Source organism: Blastococcus sp. SYSU DS0616 (assembly GCF_054051015.1).
This window is the reverse complement of record NZ_JBJHAJ010000020.1, coordinates 18,132-34,939: the sequence shown is the minus strand read 5'-3', so window position 1 is coordinate 34,939 and position 16,808 is coordinate 18,132. Positions and strand designations below refer to the sequence as shown.

Here is a 16,808-nt window from a genome sequence, read left to right as displayed (position 1 = left end):
CTCCTTGACCCAGCCCCCGGCCGCCGACGTCCCGGAGCCCACCCCGCTCCCCGGCCCCCCGCCCGCCGACTGGACCGACCCCGGCCGCCCCCTGCCCGAGCGGGTCCGCGCCCTCATGGCGGTCATGACGCTGGAGGAGAAGGTCGCCCAGCTCTACGGCGTCTGGACGGCGATCGGCGACGGCGAGGACGTCGCACCCAACCAGCACGAGTTCAGCGAGCCGCTGCCGCCGTGGGAGGAGCTGACCAAGGCCGGCCTCGGCCAGCTCACGCGGATGTTCGGCACCGGCCCGGTCGAACCGCTCACCGCGGCGCGCGTGCTGGCCCAGACCCAGCGGGACCTGATCGCGAACTCCCGGCTCGGCATCCCGGCCGTGGCCCACGAGGAGTGCCTCGCCGGGTTCACCGCCTGGCAGGCCACGGTCTTCCCGGTGCCCCTGGCCTGGGGCGCCGCATTCGACCCCGACTCGGTGGCCCGGATGGCCGCCGCCATCGGGGCGCAGATGCGCTCGGTCGGCGTCCACCAGGGCCTCTCCCCCGTCCTCGACGTCAGCTTCGACCACCGCTGGGGACGCACCGAGGAAACCGTCGGCGAGGACCCCTACCTGGTCGCCGTCCTGGGCAGCGCGTACACCCGCGGCCTGGAGAGCACCGGCATCGTCGCGACGCTCAAGCACTTCGCCGGGTACTCGGCCTCTGGCGCCGGTCGCAACCACGCCCCCGTCCACCTGGGTCCCCGGGAGTTCGCCGACGTCGTGCTGCCGCCGTTCGAGACGGCCCTGCGCGAGGGTGGCGCCCGCTCGGTGATGCACTCCTACGCCGCCGTCGACGGCGTTCCACCGGCCGCCGACGAAGCGCTGCTCACCGGCCTGCTGCGCGACACGCTCGGCTTCGACGGCGTCGTCGTCGCCGACTACTTCGGCGTCTCCTTCCTGGAGGCGACCCAGGGCGTGGCCGGTTCCCCCGGCGAGGCGGCCGCGCTGGCCCTGGCCGCCGGCGTGGACGTCGAGCTGCCGACCGTGCGCTGCTACGGCGAGCCGCTGCTCGAGCTGGTGCGCACCGGTGCGGTGCCCGAGTCGCTGGTCGACCGGGCGGTCGAGCGGGTGCTGCGGCAGAAGGGCGAGCTCGGGCTGCTCGACGCCGGCTGGGACCCCGAGCCGGCGGTGCTCCGGGACGGCGGCACGCTGGACCTCGACCCGCCGGAGATGCGGGCGCTGGCGCGCACCATGGCCGAGCGCTCGGTGGTGCTGCTGGACAACACCGCCGGCGTGCTGCCGCTCCGGGCTCCGTCGTCGGTCGCCGTCGTCGGGCCCTGCGCCGACGAGGTGCTGTCGCTGATGGGGTGCTACGCCTTCCCCAACCACGTCGGGGTGCAGCACCCCGAGGTGCCGCTGGGCATCGAGCTGCCCACCCTGCTGGACGCGGTCCGAACCGAGTACCCCGAGGCCACGGTCACCACGGCGGCGGGCTGCCCGGTGCAGGAGCCCGACCGCAGCGGCATCGCCGAGGCCGTCGGCGTCGCCACCGCCGCCGACGTCTGCATCGCCGTCGTCGGCGACGTCTCCGGCCTGTTCGGCCGGGGCACCTCGGGTGAGGGCTGCGACGCCGAGGACCTGCGGCTCCCCGGCGCCCAGGCGGAGCTGCTCGACGCGCTGCTGTCGACCGGCACCCCGGTGGTCGTGGTGCTGCTGAGCGGGCGGCCCTACGCGCTGGGCGAGGTGGCCGGCCGGGCCGCCGCGGTCGTGCAGGCCTTCTTCCCCGGCGAGGAGGGGGCGGGTGCGGTCACCGGCGTGCTGAGCGGCCGGGTCAACCCGTCCGGCAAGCTGCCGGTCCAGGTGGCGCGGACGCCGGGCGGTTCGCCGGCCACGTACCTGAGCCCGGCGCTGGCGCGCAGCAGCGGCATCAGCTCCGCCGACCCCACCCCGCTCTTCCCGTTCGGTTTCGGCCTGTCGTACACCAGCTTCGCCCTGGGCGACCTGCGGCTGGACGACGTCGCCGTCGGCGACTCCCCGGCGGAGGTGGCCACCGACGGCTCGGTGCGCCTGTCGTGCACCGTCACCAACACCGGGGACCGGGACGGCGCCGAGGTGGTGCAGCTCTACCTCTCGGACCCGGTGGCGAGCGTGGTGCAGCCGGTGCGCCGCCTGGTCGGCTTCGCCCGCGTGGAGCTCGCGGCCGGCACGTCGGCGCGGGTGGTGTTCACGGTGCACACCGACCGGGCGTCGTTCACCGGGCGCGACCTGCGCCGCATCGTGGAGCCGGGCGAGCTGGTGCTCGCGGTGGGCACCTCCAGCGAGGACCTGCCGCTGTGCGCCCGGGTGCGGCTCACCGGTCCGGTGCGCGAGGTCGGGCCCGACCGGGTCCTCACCACGCCGGTGCAGGTCGGCACTCCCTGACGACGCCGGTCCCCGGCCCCGCGCGGTGCGGGAGCCGGGGGCCGGTCACGCCGGCTGCCGCAACCGTGCGCGGGCGGCCCCGATCAGTGCGCCGGCCGCCCGGTCCAGCGGTGCGGAGTGCAGCCGCCACTGCTGCCAGTGCAGGGCCACGTCGACGGCGCCCGCCAGGTCGAACGACCCGACCGCTCGCTCCCCTGCGGGCCGGGCGGCCGCCAGCTGGAGCTCCGGCAGCATGCCCCAGCCGAAGCCCAGGGTCACGGCGGTGAGGTAGTCCGCCGACGAGGGCACGTAGTGGACCGGCACGTCCGCCGTCGACGGCAGGTGGCGGCGCAGGTAGACGTGCTGGAGGTCGTCCCGGCGGTCGAACACGACCACCGGCGCCCGCGCCAGGGCCGCGGGGCGGGGGCCGTCGGGGAACCAGCGGTCGAGGAAGGCCGGCGCCGCGCACGGCAGGTACCGCATGGTTCCGAGCGGCGTCACCCGGCAGCCGGCCACCGGCTCGGCGTCGGAGGTGACCGCGGCCATCACCGTGCCGGCCCGCAGCAGCGTGCTGGTGTGCGTCTGGTCGGCGCTGTGCAGGTCGAGGCGCAGGTCAGCGGCGAGCGGGGCGAGCGCCGGCAGCGCCCAGGTGGCCAGCGAGTCGGCGTTCACCGCGAGCGGCACCACGGGCGGCCCGGACCCGGACGGGTCGAGCTGCCGGCCGGTGTCGGCGACGAGCAGGCCGACCTGGCGGGCGAGGCGCAGCACCGGCTCGCCGGCGGTCGTGACGGTCGCCGGCCGCCCGCGCCGCACCAGCACCCGGCCGGTGGCCTCCTCCAGCGCCCGCAGGCGCTGGGACACCGCGGACGGCGTGACGTGCAGCCGCCGTGCCGCCGCCTCCAAGGTGCCCTCGTCGACCACCGCCACCAGGGTGCGCAGCTGGGCCAGATCGATCTCCACGGACAGCAATGCTAATGCGGCTGAAGGATCTTTAGCTGGACTGCAGGCGATCGGCGCTCCTAGCGTGGCGTCCGTGACGACGGGACTGCTGGCCGCGCTGGCCGGGCTGGGGCTGGGCCTCTCGCTGATCGTCGCGATCGGGGCGCAGAACGCCTTCGTCCTCCGGCAGGGGCTGCGCGTCGAGCACGTCGGCGCGGTCGTCGTGCTCTGCGCGGTGTCCGACGCCGTGCTCATCCTCGCCGGGGTCGCCGGCAACTCGTGGCTCAGCGCCCGCCTCCCCGACGCGATCACCGTCATCCGGCTCGCCGGCGCCGCCTTCCTGCTGGGCTATGCCGCGCTCGCCGCCCGGCGTGCTGTGCGCCCGTCGTCGATCGCCGTCGAGACCGGGGGCCTCCGGACCGGTCTGGCGGCCACCGTGGCCACCTGCCTGGCGCTGACCTGGCTGAACCCGCACGTCTACCTGGACACGGTGCTGCTGCTGGGGTCGGTGGCCGACAGCCACGGTGGGCGGAGGTGGTGGTTCGCCGCGGGCGCCGCCGTCGGCAGCGTGCTCTGGTTCAGCGCCCTCGGGTACGGCGCCCGGCTGCTGCGGCCGCTGTTCGCGCGGCCGGCCGCCTGGCGGGTGCTCGACGCCGGCATCGCCGTCGTGATGGCGACCCTCGGCCTCGGTCTGCTGGCCACGGCGCTGTGAGCCGCCGCGGCGCGGTCAGAGCCCGACGAGCTCCTCGAGCGCACCGACCTCCGCGCGGGTGAGCTTCCGGATCGACCCGCTGCGCATCCGCTGGAGCTGGACCGGCCCGACGGCGGTGCGGGTCAGCCGCGAGACCGGAAGGCCGACGGCGGCGAGCAGCCGGCGGACGATGTGCTTGCGCCCCTCGTGCAGCACCACCTCGACCACGGACTGGCCCGCGTGGGTGTCGACGACCCGGAACGAGTCGACCGTGACCGGCCCGTCCTCCAGGTCGATCCCGGCGCGCAGCCGGCGGTGCAGGTCCCGCGGCACCGAGCCCGAGACCTGCGCCAGGTAGGTCTTGCGCACGCCGTACGACGGGTGCGCGAGCCGGTGGGCCAGCTCCCCGTCGTTGGTGACCAGCAGCAGGCCCTCGGTGTCCTGGTCGAGGCGGCCCACGTGCACCAGGCCGGGCGCCAGGTCGCCCACCATGTCGCCGATCGTGGGGCGGGCGCGATCGTCGCTCATCGCGGTGATAACCCCGGCGGGCTTGTTGATCGCGTACGTGACGCGGTCGTCGCGGATCTCCAGGCGCGCGCCGTCCACGGCGATCTTGTCCTCGAGCGGGTCGACCCGCATGCCCTGCACGCGCACCTGCCGGCCGTTCACGCTGATCCGGCCGGCGTCGATCATCTCCTCGACCACCCGGCGCGACGCGACCCCGGCGCGGGCCAGCACCTTCTGCAGCCGCTCCCCCTGCCGCTCCCCCGGCTCCTCCGGCTCGGGGCGGTCACCGGGGTGCGCCGGGGCCAGTTCCATGTCCTCCGACCAGCCCTCGCCGGCCGCGGTCGTGCTCTCGTCGTTCGGGGTCGCGTCGCTCATCGCCGTCCAGTCTCCCACCCGCCCCCCGGGCCGCCTCGCCGCGCTCCGCCCGGCCGTGTGCCACCTCACGGCGACACCCGATCGGGGTACTGGTGGCCGCGCGCCGGCCGACCCAGGATGCGCACATGAGCAGCACGCGCAAGGTCGGCCTGGTCGTGGCCGCGACGGCGACGGCGGGGTGGGCGCTGTTCGCGGTCGCCGTCGCGACCGGGGACCCCGACGACGGGGCGAACATCGGCGCCGGCCTCGCGGGCCTGCTGGCCCTCGCCCTCTCGGGGATCGCGCTGGTCGTCCTCCTCGCGTCCCTGCGGGCGCCGGGCGACGGATCGGGCAGCCGGCGCGATGCGCGGATCGGGGCGCCGCTGGCGGTGGTCTCCCTGCTGCTCCTCGCCGCGTTCTGGTTCGGCAGCGGCTCGGTGCCGTCCGTGGCGTCCGAGGACGCCCTGCGCATCGTGCTCGGCGCCGGGATCGTCACCTTCCTGGCCTCGGTCGCCTGCTTCGTGCCCCCGCGCCCTCCCCGGGCCTGACCGGGGTCCAGGCGCGGCACCGGTCGACCGGATCAGGCGTCGGGGTGCTCGTCGAGCACCGTGGCGGTCTCCGGCAGCAGCGGCGCGAGCTCGGGCAGCTCGGCCAGGCTCGCCAGCCCGAGCCGTTCCAGGAACAGCGGAGTCGTCGCGTACAGCCCCCCACCGCTGTCGGGATCGGTGCCCACCTCGTGCACCAGCCCGCGCCCGATGAGGGTGCGCATCACGCCGTCGACACCGACGCCGCGGATCGCCGACACCCGGGCCCGGGTCACCGGCTGCCGGTAGGCGATCACGGCGAGGGTCTCCAGCGCGGCCTGGGTGAGCCGACTGCGCTGCCCCTCGCCGAGGTACCGCTCGACGACGGCGGCGTGCTCCTCGCGGGTGTAGAGCCGCCACCCCTCCCCCACCCGGCGCAGGCTGATGCCGGCCGAGCGGTCGTCGTAGGCCGCCGCCAGCTCCGTCAGCCCCTGGCGGACCTGCTCGACCGGGCAGCGCAGCGCCGCGGCCAGCGTCTCGTCGTCGACGGGGTCGTCGACGACGAACAGCAGGGCCTCCAGCCCGCCGCGCAGCTCGACCGGGTCCAGCAGCACCACCGCTTCCGGCTCCGGCTCCGGTTCGGGCGCGGGCGCGGGCGTTGCCGCGGGCGGGGACGCCGCCTCCTCGGCGGGCACCGCCGGCACCGGCAGCTCCTCCACCGGGCGCTCGGCGACGCGGGCGGCGAGCTCGGCCGCGACGGCGTCCCAGGCGGCCGGGTCGGCATCCCCGCGCTCGGCCGCCTGCTCGCGGGTGGCGGCCAGCTCGGCAGCGAGCGACTCCCAGGAGATGGGGGCGGGGTCTGGGTCGGTGCGGTCGTCGGTCACCGGTACTCCTCGTCGGCGTCGGGGGCCGGGGCGCCGGCCGGATCGGGCACGCCCTCGCCGGTCCAGCGCACGTGCAGCTCGCCCAGCGGCGTGAGCTGCTCGAACACCACCCGCTGCTGGCGGTACAGCTCGAGCAGTGCGAGGAAGCGGGCCACCACCTCCAGGGTGTGCCCGCAGTCGGCGGTGAGCGCCCGGAAGCTCGACGTCCCCGCGCGTACGAGCTGGTTGCGCACCAGCAGCAGCTGCTCGGAGACGCTGACCGGGGGCGCGTGCAGGTGCGCGACGCTGACCGTCTCGGGCACCTTGGGGGCGAGAGCCCGGGCGGCCAGCGCGGCGAACTGCGCCGGCGTGATGTCCAGCAGCACCTCGGGGACGAGCTCGGCGAACCGCGGCTCCAGCGCCGCCTCGCGCGGGTGGCGGCGGGCGGCGTCGGCCTCGCGCTCGCGCAGGAACGCGGCCGCCTGCTTGTAGGCCTTGTACTGCAGCAGCCGGGCGAACAGCAGGTCCCGCGCCTCCAGCAGCTCGAGGTCCTCCTCGTCGTCGACGTCGGCAGCAGGCAGCAGGCGGGCGGCCTTCAGGTCGAGCAGCGTGGAGGCGACGACGAGGAACTCGCTGGCCTGGTCCAGGTCCAGCTCGTCGCCGAGCGCGCGCAGGTGGGCGATGAACTCGTCGGTGACCCGCGACAGCGCGATCTCGGTGACGTCGAGCTTGTGCTTGCCGATCAGCTGCAGCAGCAGGTCGAACGGGCCCTCGAAGTTGGTCAGCCGGACCGTGAAGCGCGCCGGAGCGGCCCCGTCGGCCTGATCGGCCGGCGGAACCGCTCCGGTGCTGTCGCTCACGAGCACCCACCGTAGGCGGCCCTCCCGCAGGGACCCGCCGCGAGCATGCGAGAGGCGGGGGTCAGGAGGGTCCTCTCACTTCTCTTTCAGCCGACGGACGAGGATCGCGTCGTCCCCGCGCTCGGCCAGGTCGGCCAGCAGCACCGACACCGCCTCGCGGACGATGCGGCCGCGGTCCGCGGCGAGGCCGTGGTGGGCGCGCAGCGTCAGCCGCGCGGACTCCAGGGCCAGCAGCTCGTCGGCGGAGATGTAGACGGTGATCTTCTCGTCGTGCTTGGTGCGCTCGGCCCGCCCGCGGGCGGGCCGCCCGCGGGTGGCGATCTTCGGCTGCAGCACCGGAGCCGGGGCCGGCTCGGCCGGCGCGGCGCGGAAGGCGGCCAGGTCGTCGCCGGGCTGCGCACCGCCCGGGACGAGGGTCAGCGCCGCGGCCGCCTCGGCGGGCGACTCCCCGACCCGGCGGGCGGCGCTGCGCAGCGCCGGGGAGCTGGCCGGGGTCGGCAGGCTGGGGAGTTCGGTGACCTCGGACGCCGTCGCTGCGGCGTCCGTCCGGCGGAACAGCTCCGACGCACCGGGCAGAACGGGCCGCCGAGTCACAGGGCCAGCACCTCCTTGGCGAGGTCGCGGTACGCCGCAGCGCCCGTCGACGTGGGTGCCCACGTGGTGATCGGCTGGCCGGCGACCGTGGTCTCCGGGAACCGCACCGTGCGCTGGATGACGGTCTGGAACACGGTGTCGCCGAACGCCTCGACGACCCGGCTGAACACCTCCCGGCAGTGCACGGTCCGGGAGTCGTACATGGTGGCGAGGATGCCGTTGATCTCCAGCGACGGGTTGAGCCGCTCCTTGACCTTGTCGATCGTGTCGACCAGCAGCGCCACCCCGCGCAGGGAGAAGAACTCGCACTCCAGCGGGATCACCACGCCCTGGGCGGCGGTGAGCGCGTTCACCGTCAGCAGGCCGAGCGAGGGCTGGCAGTCGATGAGGATGTAGTCGTACTCGTCGACCACGTCGGCGAGCACGCGCAGCAGGGTCTGCTCCCGCGCCACCTCGCTGACCAGCTGCACCTCCGCGGCGGAGAGGTCGATGTTGCTCGGCACCAGGTCCAGGCCCGGGATGTCCGTGGGCACCCGCACGTCCCGGAGGCTCGTGCGCCGCTCCATCAGCACGTTGTAGATGGTCCGGTCCAGGTTCTGCGCCGGCACGCCCAGCCCCACCGACAGCGCCCCCTGCGGGTCGAGGTCGATGAGCAGCACCTTGCGGCCGAACTCCACCAGCGCCGCACCCAGGTTGATGGTGGACGTCGTCTTGCCGACGCCACCCTTCTGGTTGCACATCGCGATGACGCGGGCGGGGCCGTGCTGGGTCAGCGGCTTGGGGTCCGGCAGGGGGCGCTGACGCGCCCTGGCCGGGTCCAGCCGCAGCGCGGCCGCCCCCATCTCGGGGTCGGTGTCGTGCGGGCGCGCGACGGCAGAGGCCGCGTCCGCTCGGATCGCCATGGGTAGTCGCCTCCAGCTCGAGCCCGTCCGGACGTTCCGGGTGCGGTCAGCCGTCCTGACCGCTCGGGTGAGGAAGACGCTAGGGAGCTGGAGAAAGGTTCCCAAGGCGGCACGCCGTCGACGTGTCGACATGGCGACGAATGCCAACGCATGTGACTGCTCAAGCCGAGCAGACTGTGGATTCTGCTGAATCCGAGCGTTCCCTGCTGTCAGGTGAGCGCACGGGGGTGGCTGGTCGCGTAGACCTCGCGCAGCCGGTCGACGGTCACCAGCGTGTAGACCTGCGTGGTCGTCACCGAGGCGTGGCCCAGCAGCTCCTGGACCACGCGGACGTCGGCGCCGCCGTCGAGCAGGTGGGTCGCGAAGCAGTGCCGCAGCGTGTGCGGTGAGATCTCGCCCTCCAGGCCCGCCCGCTCGGCGGCCGTCCGCAGGATCGACCAGGCGCTCTGCCGGGACAGCGGGCCGCCGCGCACGTTGAGGAACAGCGCGCCGCCGCGCACTCCGGCCCGGCCGTTCGCGGCGAGCGCCGGGCGGGCCCGCACCAGGTACTCCTCCACGGCCCGCAGGGCGTAGCTGCCGACCGGTACCACGCGCTCCTTGCCGCCCTTGCCGGCCAGCCGGACGGCGCTCTGCCCACGGTCGAGGTCGTCCACAGCCAGACCGACGGCCTCGGAGATGCGGGCGCCGGTGCCGTAGAGCAGTTCCAGCAGCGCGCGGTCGCGCAACCCGCGCGGCCCCTCCAGGGCTCCGGCCGCCTCGATCAGCGCGACCACCGACTCCACGGGCACCGCCTTGGGCAGCCGACGGGCCGGCGTGGGCGGGCGCACCTCGTGGGCGACGTCGTCGGGCACCAGCCCGTCGAGGAGCGCGAACCTGTGCAGTCCGCGCACGGCCACGACCGCGCGGGCGGCGGAGGTCGCCGACAGGGGCGGGTGGTCGTCGTCGCCCCGGCGCAGTGCGGTCAGGAAGCCGGCGACGTCGGACTCGGCGACCTCCCGCAGGCCGCGCACGCCCACCGCCGCCAGGTACTCGCTGTAGCGGCGCAGATCGCGGCGGTAGGAGGCGATGGTGTTGGCCGCCAGCCCCCGTTCCACGGTCAGGTGATCCAGGTAGCCGGTGACGACGCGTTCGACGTCCGGTCCCGCGGACAGCGTGCTGGTCAGGGGAGCACCTCCTGGAGCGGGACGGCGACCATGTCGTGGGCCTCGGCCACCTCGGGCAGCACCACGCTGCCACCGACCACGTTCACCCCGTGGGCCAGGGCCGGGTCGCGCCGGACCGCGGCGGACGTCCCCTCGGCCGCGAGCGCCATGACGTAGGGCAGCGTCACGTTGGTCAGCGCGTGCGTGGAGGTGTTCGGCACCGCCCCCGGCATGTTCGCCACGCAGTAGAAGACCGACTCGTGCACGCGGAAGGTCGGGTCGTCGTGCGTGGTCGGCCGGGTGGCCTCGAAGCAGCCACCCTGGTCGACGGCGATGTCCACCAGCACCGACCCGGACCTCATCCGCGCCACCAGGTCGTTGCTCACCAGGGTGGGGGCCTTCGCGCCGGGGACGAGCACCGCGCCGATCACCAGGTCGGCGTCGAGCACGGCGCGCTCCAGCTCGTAGGCGTTGGAGGCGACGGTCTGCAGGTGCCCCTGGTAGATCCGGTCGGCGGCGCGCAACTTGTCGATGTCGCGGTCGAGGACGACGACCTCGGCCTGCATGCCGAGGGCGATCGCCGCCGCGTTCATCCCCGAGACGCCGGCACCGATCACCACGACCTTGGCGGCGTAGACCCCGGACACCCCGCCGAGCAGCACCCCGCGGCCGCCGTGCGCCCGCTCGAGGCAGTGGGCCCCCACCTGCGGCGCCATCCGCCCGGCGACCTCCGACATGGGGGCCAGCAGGGGCAGGGTGCCGTCGGCCTTCTGCACGGTCTCGTAGGCGATCGCCGTGGTCCCGGAGGCGACGAGCGCCTCGGTGCACTCCCGGGAAGCGGCGAGGTGGAGGTAGGTGAAGAGCGTCTGCCCGGCCCGCAGCCGGCCGTACTCCTCGGCGACCGGCTCCTTCACCTTGAGCAGCAGGTCGGCGTCGGCCCAGACGTCGTCGGCGGAGGCCACCAGCCGTGCGCCCGCGGCGGTGAAGTCCTCGTCCGGGATGGACGACCCCTCCCCCGCTCCCCGCTCGACCAGCACCGTGTGCCCGGCCCGCGTCAGCTCGGTGACACCGGCCGGGGTGAGCGCCACCCGGTACTCCCGGTTCTTGACCTCTCGGGGAACTCCGACCCGCATCGCTGGCTCTCCTGGTCCCGGCGGGGCGCTCCCCGAGGGTGACGGGGCACCCCACCGCATCGTGGGCCGCCCGGTCGGGGCGGGCCTCGCCGCGGAGTGTAGGCATGCCGACCGGCTCGGTACCGGCGCGGAAGCCGATTCGTAACCGCGCGCGGCCGGGGGGCCGGGCTGCCGCGCACACCCGGCTGGCCGACGATGACGGGGCCACCCGCCCTCCCGGAGGACCGCCCCATGCGCTTCTACGCCCAGCACCCCGCCCTGCGGGCACGTCAGCTGGCCGCCGACCTCGGCTTCCTGGCGTGGTCGGTGGTCTGGGTGCTCGTGGCACGGGCCGCGCACGGCGCCGTCCTGGTGCTGGCCGAGCCGGGACGGGCGGTCGAGGACCTCGGCCGGTCGGTCGCCGGCTCCATGGGCTCGGCCGCGGCGGCGGCCGAGGACGTGCCCGTGGTGGGCGACGAGCTGGCCGCGCCGTTCGGCGCGCTCGCCGGCGCCGGGGGCTCGGTGCTGGGGGCCGGGCAGTCGGCGCAGGACGCCGTCGGCACGCTGGCGACGATCCTCGCCGTCGTCCTCGTGCTGCTCCCCGTGGGCTGGCTGCTGCTGCGCTGGCTGCCCTGGCGGCTGCGGTACGCCCGCGAGGCGGGTGCGACCCGCACCCTGCTGGCGGGCACACCGGATCTCCACGTCCTCGCCGCCCGGGCCCTGGCGAACGCGCCGCTCCCCCGGCTCGCCGCGCTGCCTGCCGGCACGGGTGCGGCCTGGCACGCCGGGGACCCTGCCGCGGTGCGCGCCCTGGCCGCCGTGGAGCTCGCTCGGCTCGGCCTCCGGCTGCCGGGCTGACCGGCGCGACCCGGCACCGGCCGCGGAACCCGTCACGCCGGGGAGCGGCCCTCGACCACGTCGAGGTAGTGCTGGTTGGCCATGACCCCGAGCACGTTGCCGAAGGGGTCGACCACCGATGCGGTGACGTAGCCGGGGCCCCGCTCGACCGGCTCCTGGTGCACCGTCGCGCCCAGCGACAGCAACCGCTCGAACGCGGCCCGGGGACGGCCGGGCGCAGGTCCGCCTGGCCGCCCCGACGCCGTTGGACATCGCCCGCACGCTCGCCGGCTGGGGCGCCGACGTCGAGGTGATCGAGCCGGCGCCGGTCCGGGCCGAGCTGGCGCGGATCGGCGCCGAGCTCACCGGCCGCTACGCCGGCGCGCCGTGATCGGCGGCCGCCTCAGCCGGCGTCGACCGGGCGGAGCCGCGGGCCCGCCGCCCGCACCTGGGCAGCGGCCAGCAGCCCCACGACGGCGGCGACGTTGCGGATGTCGCCGTCGAACACCCGCTGGACCGCGTCGGCGAGCGGTACCCGCTCCACGGTCATGTCCAGCTCCTCGTGCTCCACGGTGAAGCCCTCGGGGCGGTCGACCTCGGTGAGCCCCTCGGCCAGGTAGACCAGCACCTGCTCGTCGCAGAAGCCGGGCGAGCTGTAGTGGGTGGTCAGCAGCGACCACCGCGCGGCCGAGAGCCGGACCTCCTCGGCCAGCTCCCGCTTCGCCGTCTCCAGCGGTGGCTCACCCTCCGCGTCGCGGAGCCCCGCCGGCAGCTCCCACAGGTAGCCGCCCACCGGGTGCCGGTACTGCCGCAGGAGGACCACCTCGTCGGTCTCGGTGAGCGCCACGACCGCCACCGCCCCCGGGTGGCGGACCACCTCCCGGACGCTGTCCCCGCCGCCGGGCATCGCCACGGTGTCCTTGACCAGGCGGATGACCCGCCCCTCGTACACCGGCTCGGTGGCCAGCACGCGGTACTCGTGGGCGTCCGGCTCGCCCTTGCCCATCAGATGCCGACCTTCTCCGCCTCGTCCACCGGCACCGGCAGCCGCGCCGACTCCTGGTAGTCGACGGCTGCCTGCACGAACGCCGCGAACAGCGGGTGCGGCCGGGTGGGGCGGCTCTTGAGCTCCGGGTGGGCCTGGGTGCCGACGAAGAAGGGGTGGACGTCGGCGGGGAGCTCTGCGAACTCCACCAGCGTCCCGTCCGGCGAGGTGCCGGAGAAGACCAGGCCGGTCTCGCTGAGCCGGTCCCGGTAGGCGTTGGCCACCTCGTAGCGGTGGCGGTGCCGCTCGGTGATCTCCGTCGACCCGTAGGCGGCGGCCACGACCGAGCCCTTCTGCAGCACGGCCGGGTAGCTGCCCAGCCGCATCGTGCCGCCCATGTCCCCGCGCCCGGCGACGACGTCGAGCTGGGTGGCCATCGTGGAGATGACCGGGTCGGGGGTGCTCGGGTCGAACTCGGTGGAGTTCGCGCCGGTGATCCCGGCCAGGTTCCGGGCGGTCTCGATGACCATGCACTGCAGGCCCAGGCACAGCCCCAGGGTCGGGATGCCGTTGACCCGGGCGTGCCGGATCGCGCCGAGCTTGCCCTCGATGCCGCGCACCCCGAACCCGCCGGGGATGCACACGCCGTCGACGCCGGCCAGCGCCTTCTCCGCGCCCTCCTCGGTCTCGCAGTCGTCGGAGGCGACCCAGCGGATCTGCACCCGGCTGCGGTGCGCGAAGCCACCGGCGCGCAGCGCCTCGGTGACCGAGAGGTAGGCGTCGGGCAGGTCGATGTACTTGCCGACGAGCGCGATCGTCACGGTCTGCTTCGGGGCGTGGACGCGGTCGAGCAGGTCGCCCCAGACCGTCCAGTCCACGTCGCGGAACGGCAGGCCCAGCCGGCGGACGACGTAGGCGTCGAGCCCCTCCCGGTGCAGCACCTTGGGGATGTCGTAGATCGACGGCGCGTCGGGGCAGGAGATGACCCCCTCGGCGTCGGTGTCGCACATCAGGCTGATCTTGCGCTTGAGGCCCTCGTTGATCTCGCGGTCCGAGCGGCAGACCAGGGCGTCGGGCTGGATGCCGATGCTGCGCAGCGCGGCGACCGAGTGCTGCGTCGGCTTGGTCTTCAGCTCGCCCGAGGGCGCGATGTAGGGCACCAGCGAGATGTGCAGGAAGAAGCAGTTGTCGCGGCCGATCTCGTGCCGCACCTGGCGGGCGGCCTCGAGGAAGGGGAGCGACTCGATGTCGCCGACCGTGCCGCCGATCTCGGTGATCACGACGTCGACGCGCTCCGCGCCGTCGGCACCGGCGAGGATGCGCGCCTTGATCTCGTTGGTGATGTGCGGGATGACCTGCACCGTGTCACCGAGGTACTCGCCGCGCCGCTCCTTGGCGATGACGTCGGAGTACACCTGCCCGGTGGTCACGTTCGCCCGGCCCGAGAGGTCGATGTCGAGGAAGCGCTCGTAGTGGCCGACGTCGAGGTCGGTCTCCGCACCGTCCTCGGTGACGAACACCTCGCCGTGCTGGAACGGGTTCATCGTGCCCGGGTCCACGTTGAGGTACGGGTCGAGCTTCTGCATCGTGACCCGGAGGCCGCGGCTGGCCAGCAGGGTGCCGAGCGAGCTGGCGGTCAGGCCCTTGCCGAGCGAGGAGACGACCCCGCCGGTGACGAAGACGAACTTCGTCGGCTGGTTGTTGCGGAGCAGGACGTTGCTGCCCGAGTGATCACGTGTTCCCGACGGTCGATCCACGGGAGACGACCGTAACACGGTCGGAGCCCTCGGCCGGGCCGGAGTGCGCAGCGCCACCCGCGGACCCACCCGTCTCGCGCCGGCCGTCCTGCCGGCCCGCGACCAGCCACACCAGCAGCGGCACCAGCAGGGCCGCGGCGGTGGCGGGCAGCGCGACGCCGGAGTCGTTGACCGCCGCGCCGATGGTGAGGCTCAGCGCCACGGACAGGAGCGCGGCGCGCAGCACGGCGGCGTCCCCGGGTGGCAGGCCGGCCGGGCCCCGCGGCGGGCGGCCGGGCACGGCTGGCGGGCTGCGCAACGGCCCCCCGGGCCGGAGCAGCCAGACCGCGGCGACCAGCGCGACCGGCAGCATCCACGCCAGCGGGCTGCCCAGCAGGATGCCGATGTTGGCCTGGGCCTTGCGGCTCACCACCGTCCACGCCTCACCGTTGAGCACCTGCTCGACGAAGCGGCCCAGGTGGCTGCGCTCCGTCGGCGGCCCCGTCCAGTCGAGCACCGCCACCGTGCTCACCGCCACCACGGCGGCGGCGAGGATCACGCCCAGCCGGACGATCGTGACCCGCACGCCGGTCAGCAGCATGGCCAGGAGCAGGAAGCCGGGCAGGGCCGCCAGGACGCCTCCGAAGTCCCGCCCGAGGCCGGGTGCCCCGATCACGGCGACGACGAGCAGGCCGGCCCCCACCACCACGGCGGCCGTGCGTCTGCGCCGCCGCCGGGGGCTCGACCGGCGTGCGACCGCCGCGGCCAGCGCCGCGGTGACCGTCAGCGCGCTCACCGACAGCAGCCCGAAGCTGAGGTTGCCGTAGCCGGTGAACCGCCCGGCCACGATCGCGTCGTAGCCCAGCGGGCCGTTGAGCTCCATCGTCGAGCCGGTGAGCACGTCGCCGACGAGGGTGACCAGGGTCAGCGCGAGGACCGCCAGCGCCGGCCCCAGCCGGCGGCGGCGCCACGGGCCCAGGACGGCGAGCGCCAGCACTGCCAGGTCGGCGACGACCACCGCGGTCACCAGCGCCGGCAACGGCTCCCCGGCCCGTTCCCACGGCACCAGACCCGCGAGGTAGGTGGCCACCGGCAGCCCGGCGGCGGCCAGGCAGAGCAGGCGCAGCGCCCGGCGGACCGGCGGCCAGGCCCCGGGGCGGGCACCCCGCCGCCCGGTGCCGACGACCAGCACGCCCAGCCCGACGACGACAGCGCCGAGGAGCACGAAGGTCCAGAAGAAGACACCGGTGTTGCGGTGGTGGGTGATCGCGGCGGTGTTGACCCGCTCGAGCTCGGCCACGGCCTCGGGCAGCGGCGGTCGCTGCCCGGTGCTCCGCCACGGCTGCCCGTTCATCGACGACGGCGGGTCCAGCCCGAGCGCTCGGAGGGCGGTGGGTGCCACGTCGATCAGTTGGACGAACGGCGTCCGGCCGGTGCTCGCCGAGGTCAGCCAGCCCGCGTCGAAGCCGGGTCCCGAGGCCATGCCGACGTGCAGCTGGGGCCGGCCGTCGTTGACCTCGGAGATGCCGGCGAGCAGCAGCAGGGTGTCGCCCGGGAGCGCGTCGACCGCGCCGCGCAGCCGCCCCAGCGCGTCGTCGATCCGGCCCAGGGCGGCCGCCCGCGGCTCGGGCCGGGTGCCGTCGTCGGTGGGCTCGGCACCGGGGGCGCCGGCGTCGGTGAGCTGGTCCAGGGAGACCAGGGTCAGCGGGCAGGAGTCCAGCACCTCGGCCAGCTCGGCGGGGTTCGCCACCAGGGTGGGCACCGTGGTGAGGGGCACCCCGTCCGCGGCGACGGCCAGCGCGGCGGCCCGGCCCGACACCGCGGCGCACCCGACGGCCTCCCCCAGCGCGCCGGGCTGCGCGCCGAACCGGACGGTGCCCTCGTCCTCGGCGATCCGGGCGACGGTGGCCTGCGGATCGCCCAGCGCCACCGCGGCCACCCGCTCCTGGAGGCCGCACCGCGTGAGCGAGGTGTCCAGCCGGGGCTCCTCGGGGACCTCCTCCTCGGGGCCGGCCTCCTCCCGGTCCCCGTCGGGCGCCTCCGGATCGGGCAGCGTGGGCAGCGGCACCGGTGGCAGCCCCTCGTCGGTGCCGGGGAAGCGCGCCCGGTTCCCCGCGCCGAGCGTGGCCCAGCCGTCGAGCAGGCAGGTGGTGGAGCGGGCGGCCCGCACCGACGTCGCTCCGATCGCCGACCCCTCCGCCAGCGCCCACAGCTGCGGCGTCGCCGTGGCGTCGACATCGGCCCACGTGAGCCCGGGCACCCCCACCACCACGACGCGGTCGGCGGCGTAGTCCTGCTGGTCGGCCACCGCACCCGCCCCGGTCGGCAGCCCGACCAGCAGCAGCAGGACCAGCGCCACGAGCGCCGCCGTCCTGCGTGCCACCCGCG

At 75.3% G+C, this 16,808-nt stretch carries 17 protein-coding genes; 5 read left to right on the top strand and 12 right to left on the bottom strand.

Going from position 1 to position 16,808, the window contains the following annotated elements; all coding sequences use genetic code 11:
* Positions 1–4 precede the first annotated feature (4 nt).
* The gene (locus tag ACI79K_RS14935; protein WP_456600069.1) at positions 5–2,395 is read left to right on the top strand and encodes a beta-xylosidase/alpha-l-arabinosidase; all 2,391 of its coding nucleotides are present in this window, start codon (positions 5–7) and stop codon (positions 2,393–2,395) included.
* A gap of 45 nt (positions 2,396–2,440) precedes the next feature.
* Here the strand turns inward: ACI79K_RS14935 and ACI79K_RS14930 are convergent, their stop codons facing one another.
* Complete coding sequence (locus ACI79K_RS14930; RefSeq protein ID WP_456600068.1) at positions 2,441–3,334, bottom strand: LysR family transcriptional regulator ArgP; 894 nt, start codon at positions 3,332–3,334, stop codon at positions 2,441–2,443.
* A gap of 73 nt (positions 3,335–3,407) precedes the next feature.
* On the opposite strand from ACI79K_RS14930, the gene ACI79K_RS14925 reads away from it, so the two are divergent.
* Positions 3,408–4,025 carry a LysE/ArgO family amino acid transporter gene (locus ACI79K_RS14925; protein ID WP_456590769.1) on the top strand — a complete coding sequence of 206 codons (618 nt, stop codon included), beginning with the start codon at positions 3,408–3,410 and terminating at the stop codon, positions 4,023–4,025.
* A gap of 15 nt (positions 4,026–4,040) precedes the next feature.
* On the opposite strand, the gene ACI79K_RS14920 is transcribed toward ACI79K_RS14925, so the two are convergent.
* On the bottom strand, positions 4,041–4,886 hold the full coding sequence (locus tag ACI79K_RS14920; RefSeq protein ID WP_456595696.1) for a pseudouridine synthase: 846 nt from the start codon (positions 4,884–4,886) through the stop codon (positions 4,041–4,043).
* Positions 4,887–5,011: 125 nt separating this feature from the next.
* Between ACI79K_RS14920 and ACI79K_RS14915 the strand changes: the two genes are divergently transcribed.
* Entirely contained in the window at positions 5,012–5,413 is a 402-nt protein-coding gene (locus ACI79K_RS14915) for a hypothetical protein (protein ID WP_456600067.1), read from the top strand.
* Positions 5,414–5,445: 32 nt separating this feature from the next.
* On the opposite strand, the gene scpB is transcribed toward ACI79K_RS14915, so the two are convergent.
* The 6 genes from scpB to ald form a co-directional block, all read right to left on the bottom strand.
* Positions 5,446–6,273: an SMC-Scp complex subunit ScpB gene (gene scpB, locus ACI79K_RS14910; protein ID WP_456600066.1), complete on the bottom strand. Its 828-nt coding sequence runs from the start codon at positions 6,271–6,273 to the stop codon at positions 5,446–5,448.
* Complete coding sequence (locus ACI79K_RS14905; RefSeq protein WP_456590765.1) at positions 6,270–7,112, bottom strand: segregation and condensation protein A; 843 nt, start codon at positions 7,110–7,112, stop codon at positions 6,270–6,272. Before ACI79K_RS14905 ends, scpB begins: the two co-directional genes overlap by 4 nt.
* 75 nt (positions 7,113–7,187) lie before the next feature.
* A complete protein-coding gene (locus ACI79K_RS14900; protein WP_456590764.1) occupies positions 7,188–7,706 on the bottom strand; it encodes a hypothetical protein in 519 nt (172 codons plus the stop codon).
* Complete coding sequence (locus tag ACI79K_RS14895) at positions 7,703–8,608, bottom strand: ParA family protein (protein WP_456590763.1); 906 nt, start codon at positions 8,606–8,608, stop codon at positions 7,703–7,705. The genes ACI79K_RS14900 and ACI79K_RS14895 overlap by 4 nt, the downstream gene beginning before the upstream one ends.
* 209 nt (positions 8,609–8,817) lie before the next feature.
* A complete protein-coding gene (locus ACI79K_RS14890; RefSeq protein WP_456590793.1) occupies positions 8,818–9,759 on the bottom strand; it encodes a site-specific tyrosine recombinase XerD in 942 nt (313 codons plus the stop codon).
* 8 nt (positions 9,760–9,767) lie between these two features.
* Positions 9,768–10,883: an alanine dehydrogenase gene (gene ald, locus ACI79K_RS14885; RefSeq protein ID WP_456600065.1), complete on the bottom strand. Its 1,116-nt coding sequence runs from the start codon at positions 10,881–10,883 to the stop codon at positions 9,768–9,770.
* A gap of 231 nt (positions 10,884–11,114) precedes the next feature.
* On the opposite strand from ald, the gene ACI79K_RS14880 reads away from it, so the two are divergent.
* Positions 11,115–11,720, top strand: coding sequence for a hypothetical protein (locus tag ACI79K_RS14880; protein ID WP_456595702.1), 606 nt, complete (start codon positions 11,115–11,117; stop codon positions 11,718–11,720).
* Between the two features lie 32 nt (positions 11,721–11,752).
* Here the strand turns inward: ACI79K_RS14880 and ACI79K_RS14875 are convergent, their stop codons facing one another.
* Entirely contained in the window at positions 11,753–11,905 is a 153-nt protein-coding gene (locus ACI79K_RS14875; RefSeq protein WP_456590760.1) for a VOC family protein, read from the bottom strand.
* A gap of 59 nt (positions 11,906–11,964) precedes the next feature.
* Between ACI79K_RS14875 and ACI79K_RS14870 the strand changes: the two genes are divergently transcribed.
* Positions 11,965–12,090 (top strand): WCX domain-containing protein, encoded by a 126-nt coding sequence (locus ACI79K_RS14870; RefSeq protein ID WP_456600064.1) that lies wholly within the window; start codon positions 11,965–11,967, stop codon positions 12,088–12,090.
* 12 nt (positions 12,091–12,102) lie between these two features.
* Here ACI79K_RS14870 and ACI79K_RS14865 read toward each other — a convergent pair whose 3' ends face one another.
* Genes ACI79K_RS14865 through ACI79K_RS14855 form a run of 3 tightly spaced genes read right to left on the bottom strand, consistent with a single transcriptional unit; the run spans position 12,103 to position 16,803 of the window.
* Positions 12,103–12,705, bottom strand: coding sequence for an NUDIX domain-containing protein (locus ACI79K_RS14865; protein ID WP_456590758.1), 603 nt, complete (start codon positions 12,703–12,705; stop codon positions 12,103–12,105).
* Entirely contained in the window at positions 12,705–14,441 is a 1,737-nt protein-coding gene (locus ACI79K_RS14860; RefSeq protein ID WP_456590757.1) for a CTP synthase, read from the bottom strand. The genes ACI79K_RS14865 and ACI79K_RS14860 overlap by 1 nt, the downstream gene beginning before the upstream one ends.
* Positions 14,416–16,803, bottom strand: coding sequence for a hypothetical protein (locus tag ACI79K_RS14855; protein WP_456600063.1), 2,388 nt, complete (start codon positions 16,801–16,803; stop codon positions 14,416–14,418). The genes ACI79K_RS14860 and ACI79K_RS14855 overlap by 26 nt, the downstream gene beginning before the upstream one ends.
* Positions 16,804–16,808 lie beyond the last annotated feature (5 nt).

What these genes read in the sequence shown, in the direction of transcription:
- ald (WP_456600065.1), bottom strand. Translation starts at nt 10,883, where the DNA reads ATGCGGGTCGGAGTTCCCCGAGAGGTCAAGAACCGGGAGTACCGGGTG.
- ACI79K_RS14880 (WP_456595702.1), top strand. Translation starts at nt 11,115, where the DNA reads ATGCGCTTCTACGCCCAGCACCCCGCCCTGCGGGCACGTCAGCTGGCC.
- ACI79K_RS14895 (WP_456590763.1), bottom strand. Translation starts at nt 8,608, where the DNA reads ATGGCGATCCGAGCGGACGCGGCCTCTGCCGTCGCGCGCCCGCACGAC.
- ACI79K_RS14920 (WP_456595696.1), bottom strand. Translation starts at nt 4,886, where the DNA reads ATGAGCGACGCGACCCCGAACGACGAGAGCACGACCGCGGCCGGCGAG.
- ACI79K_RS14865 (WP_456590758.1), bottom strand. Translation starts at nt 12,705, where the DNA reads ATGGGCAAGGGCGAGCCGGACGCCCACGAGTACCGCGTGCTGGCCACC.
- ACI79K_RS14915 (WP_456600067.1), top strand. Translation starts at nt 5,012, where the DNA reads ATGAGCAGCACGCGCAAGGTCGGCCTGGTCGTGGCCGCGACGGCGACG.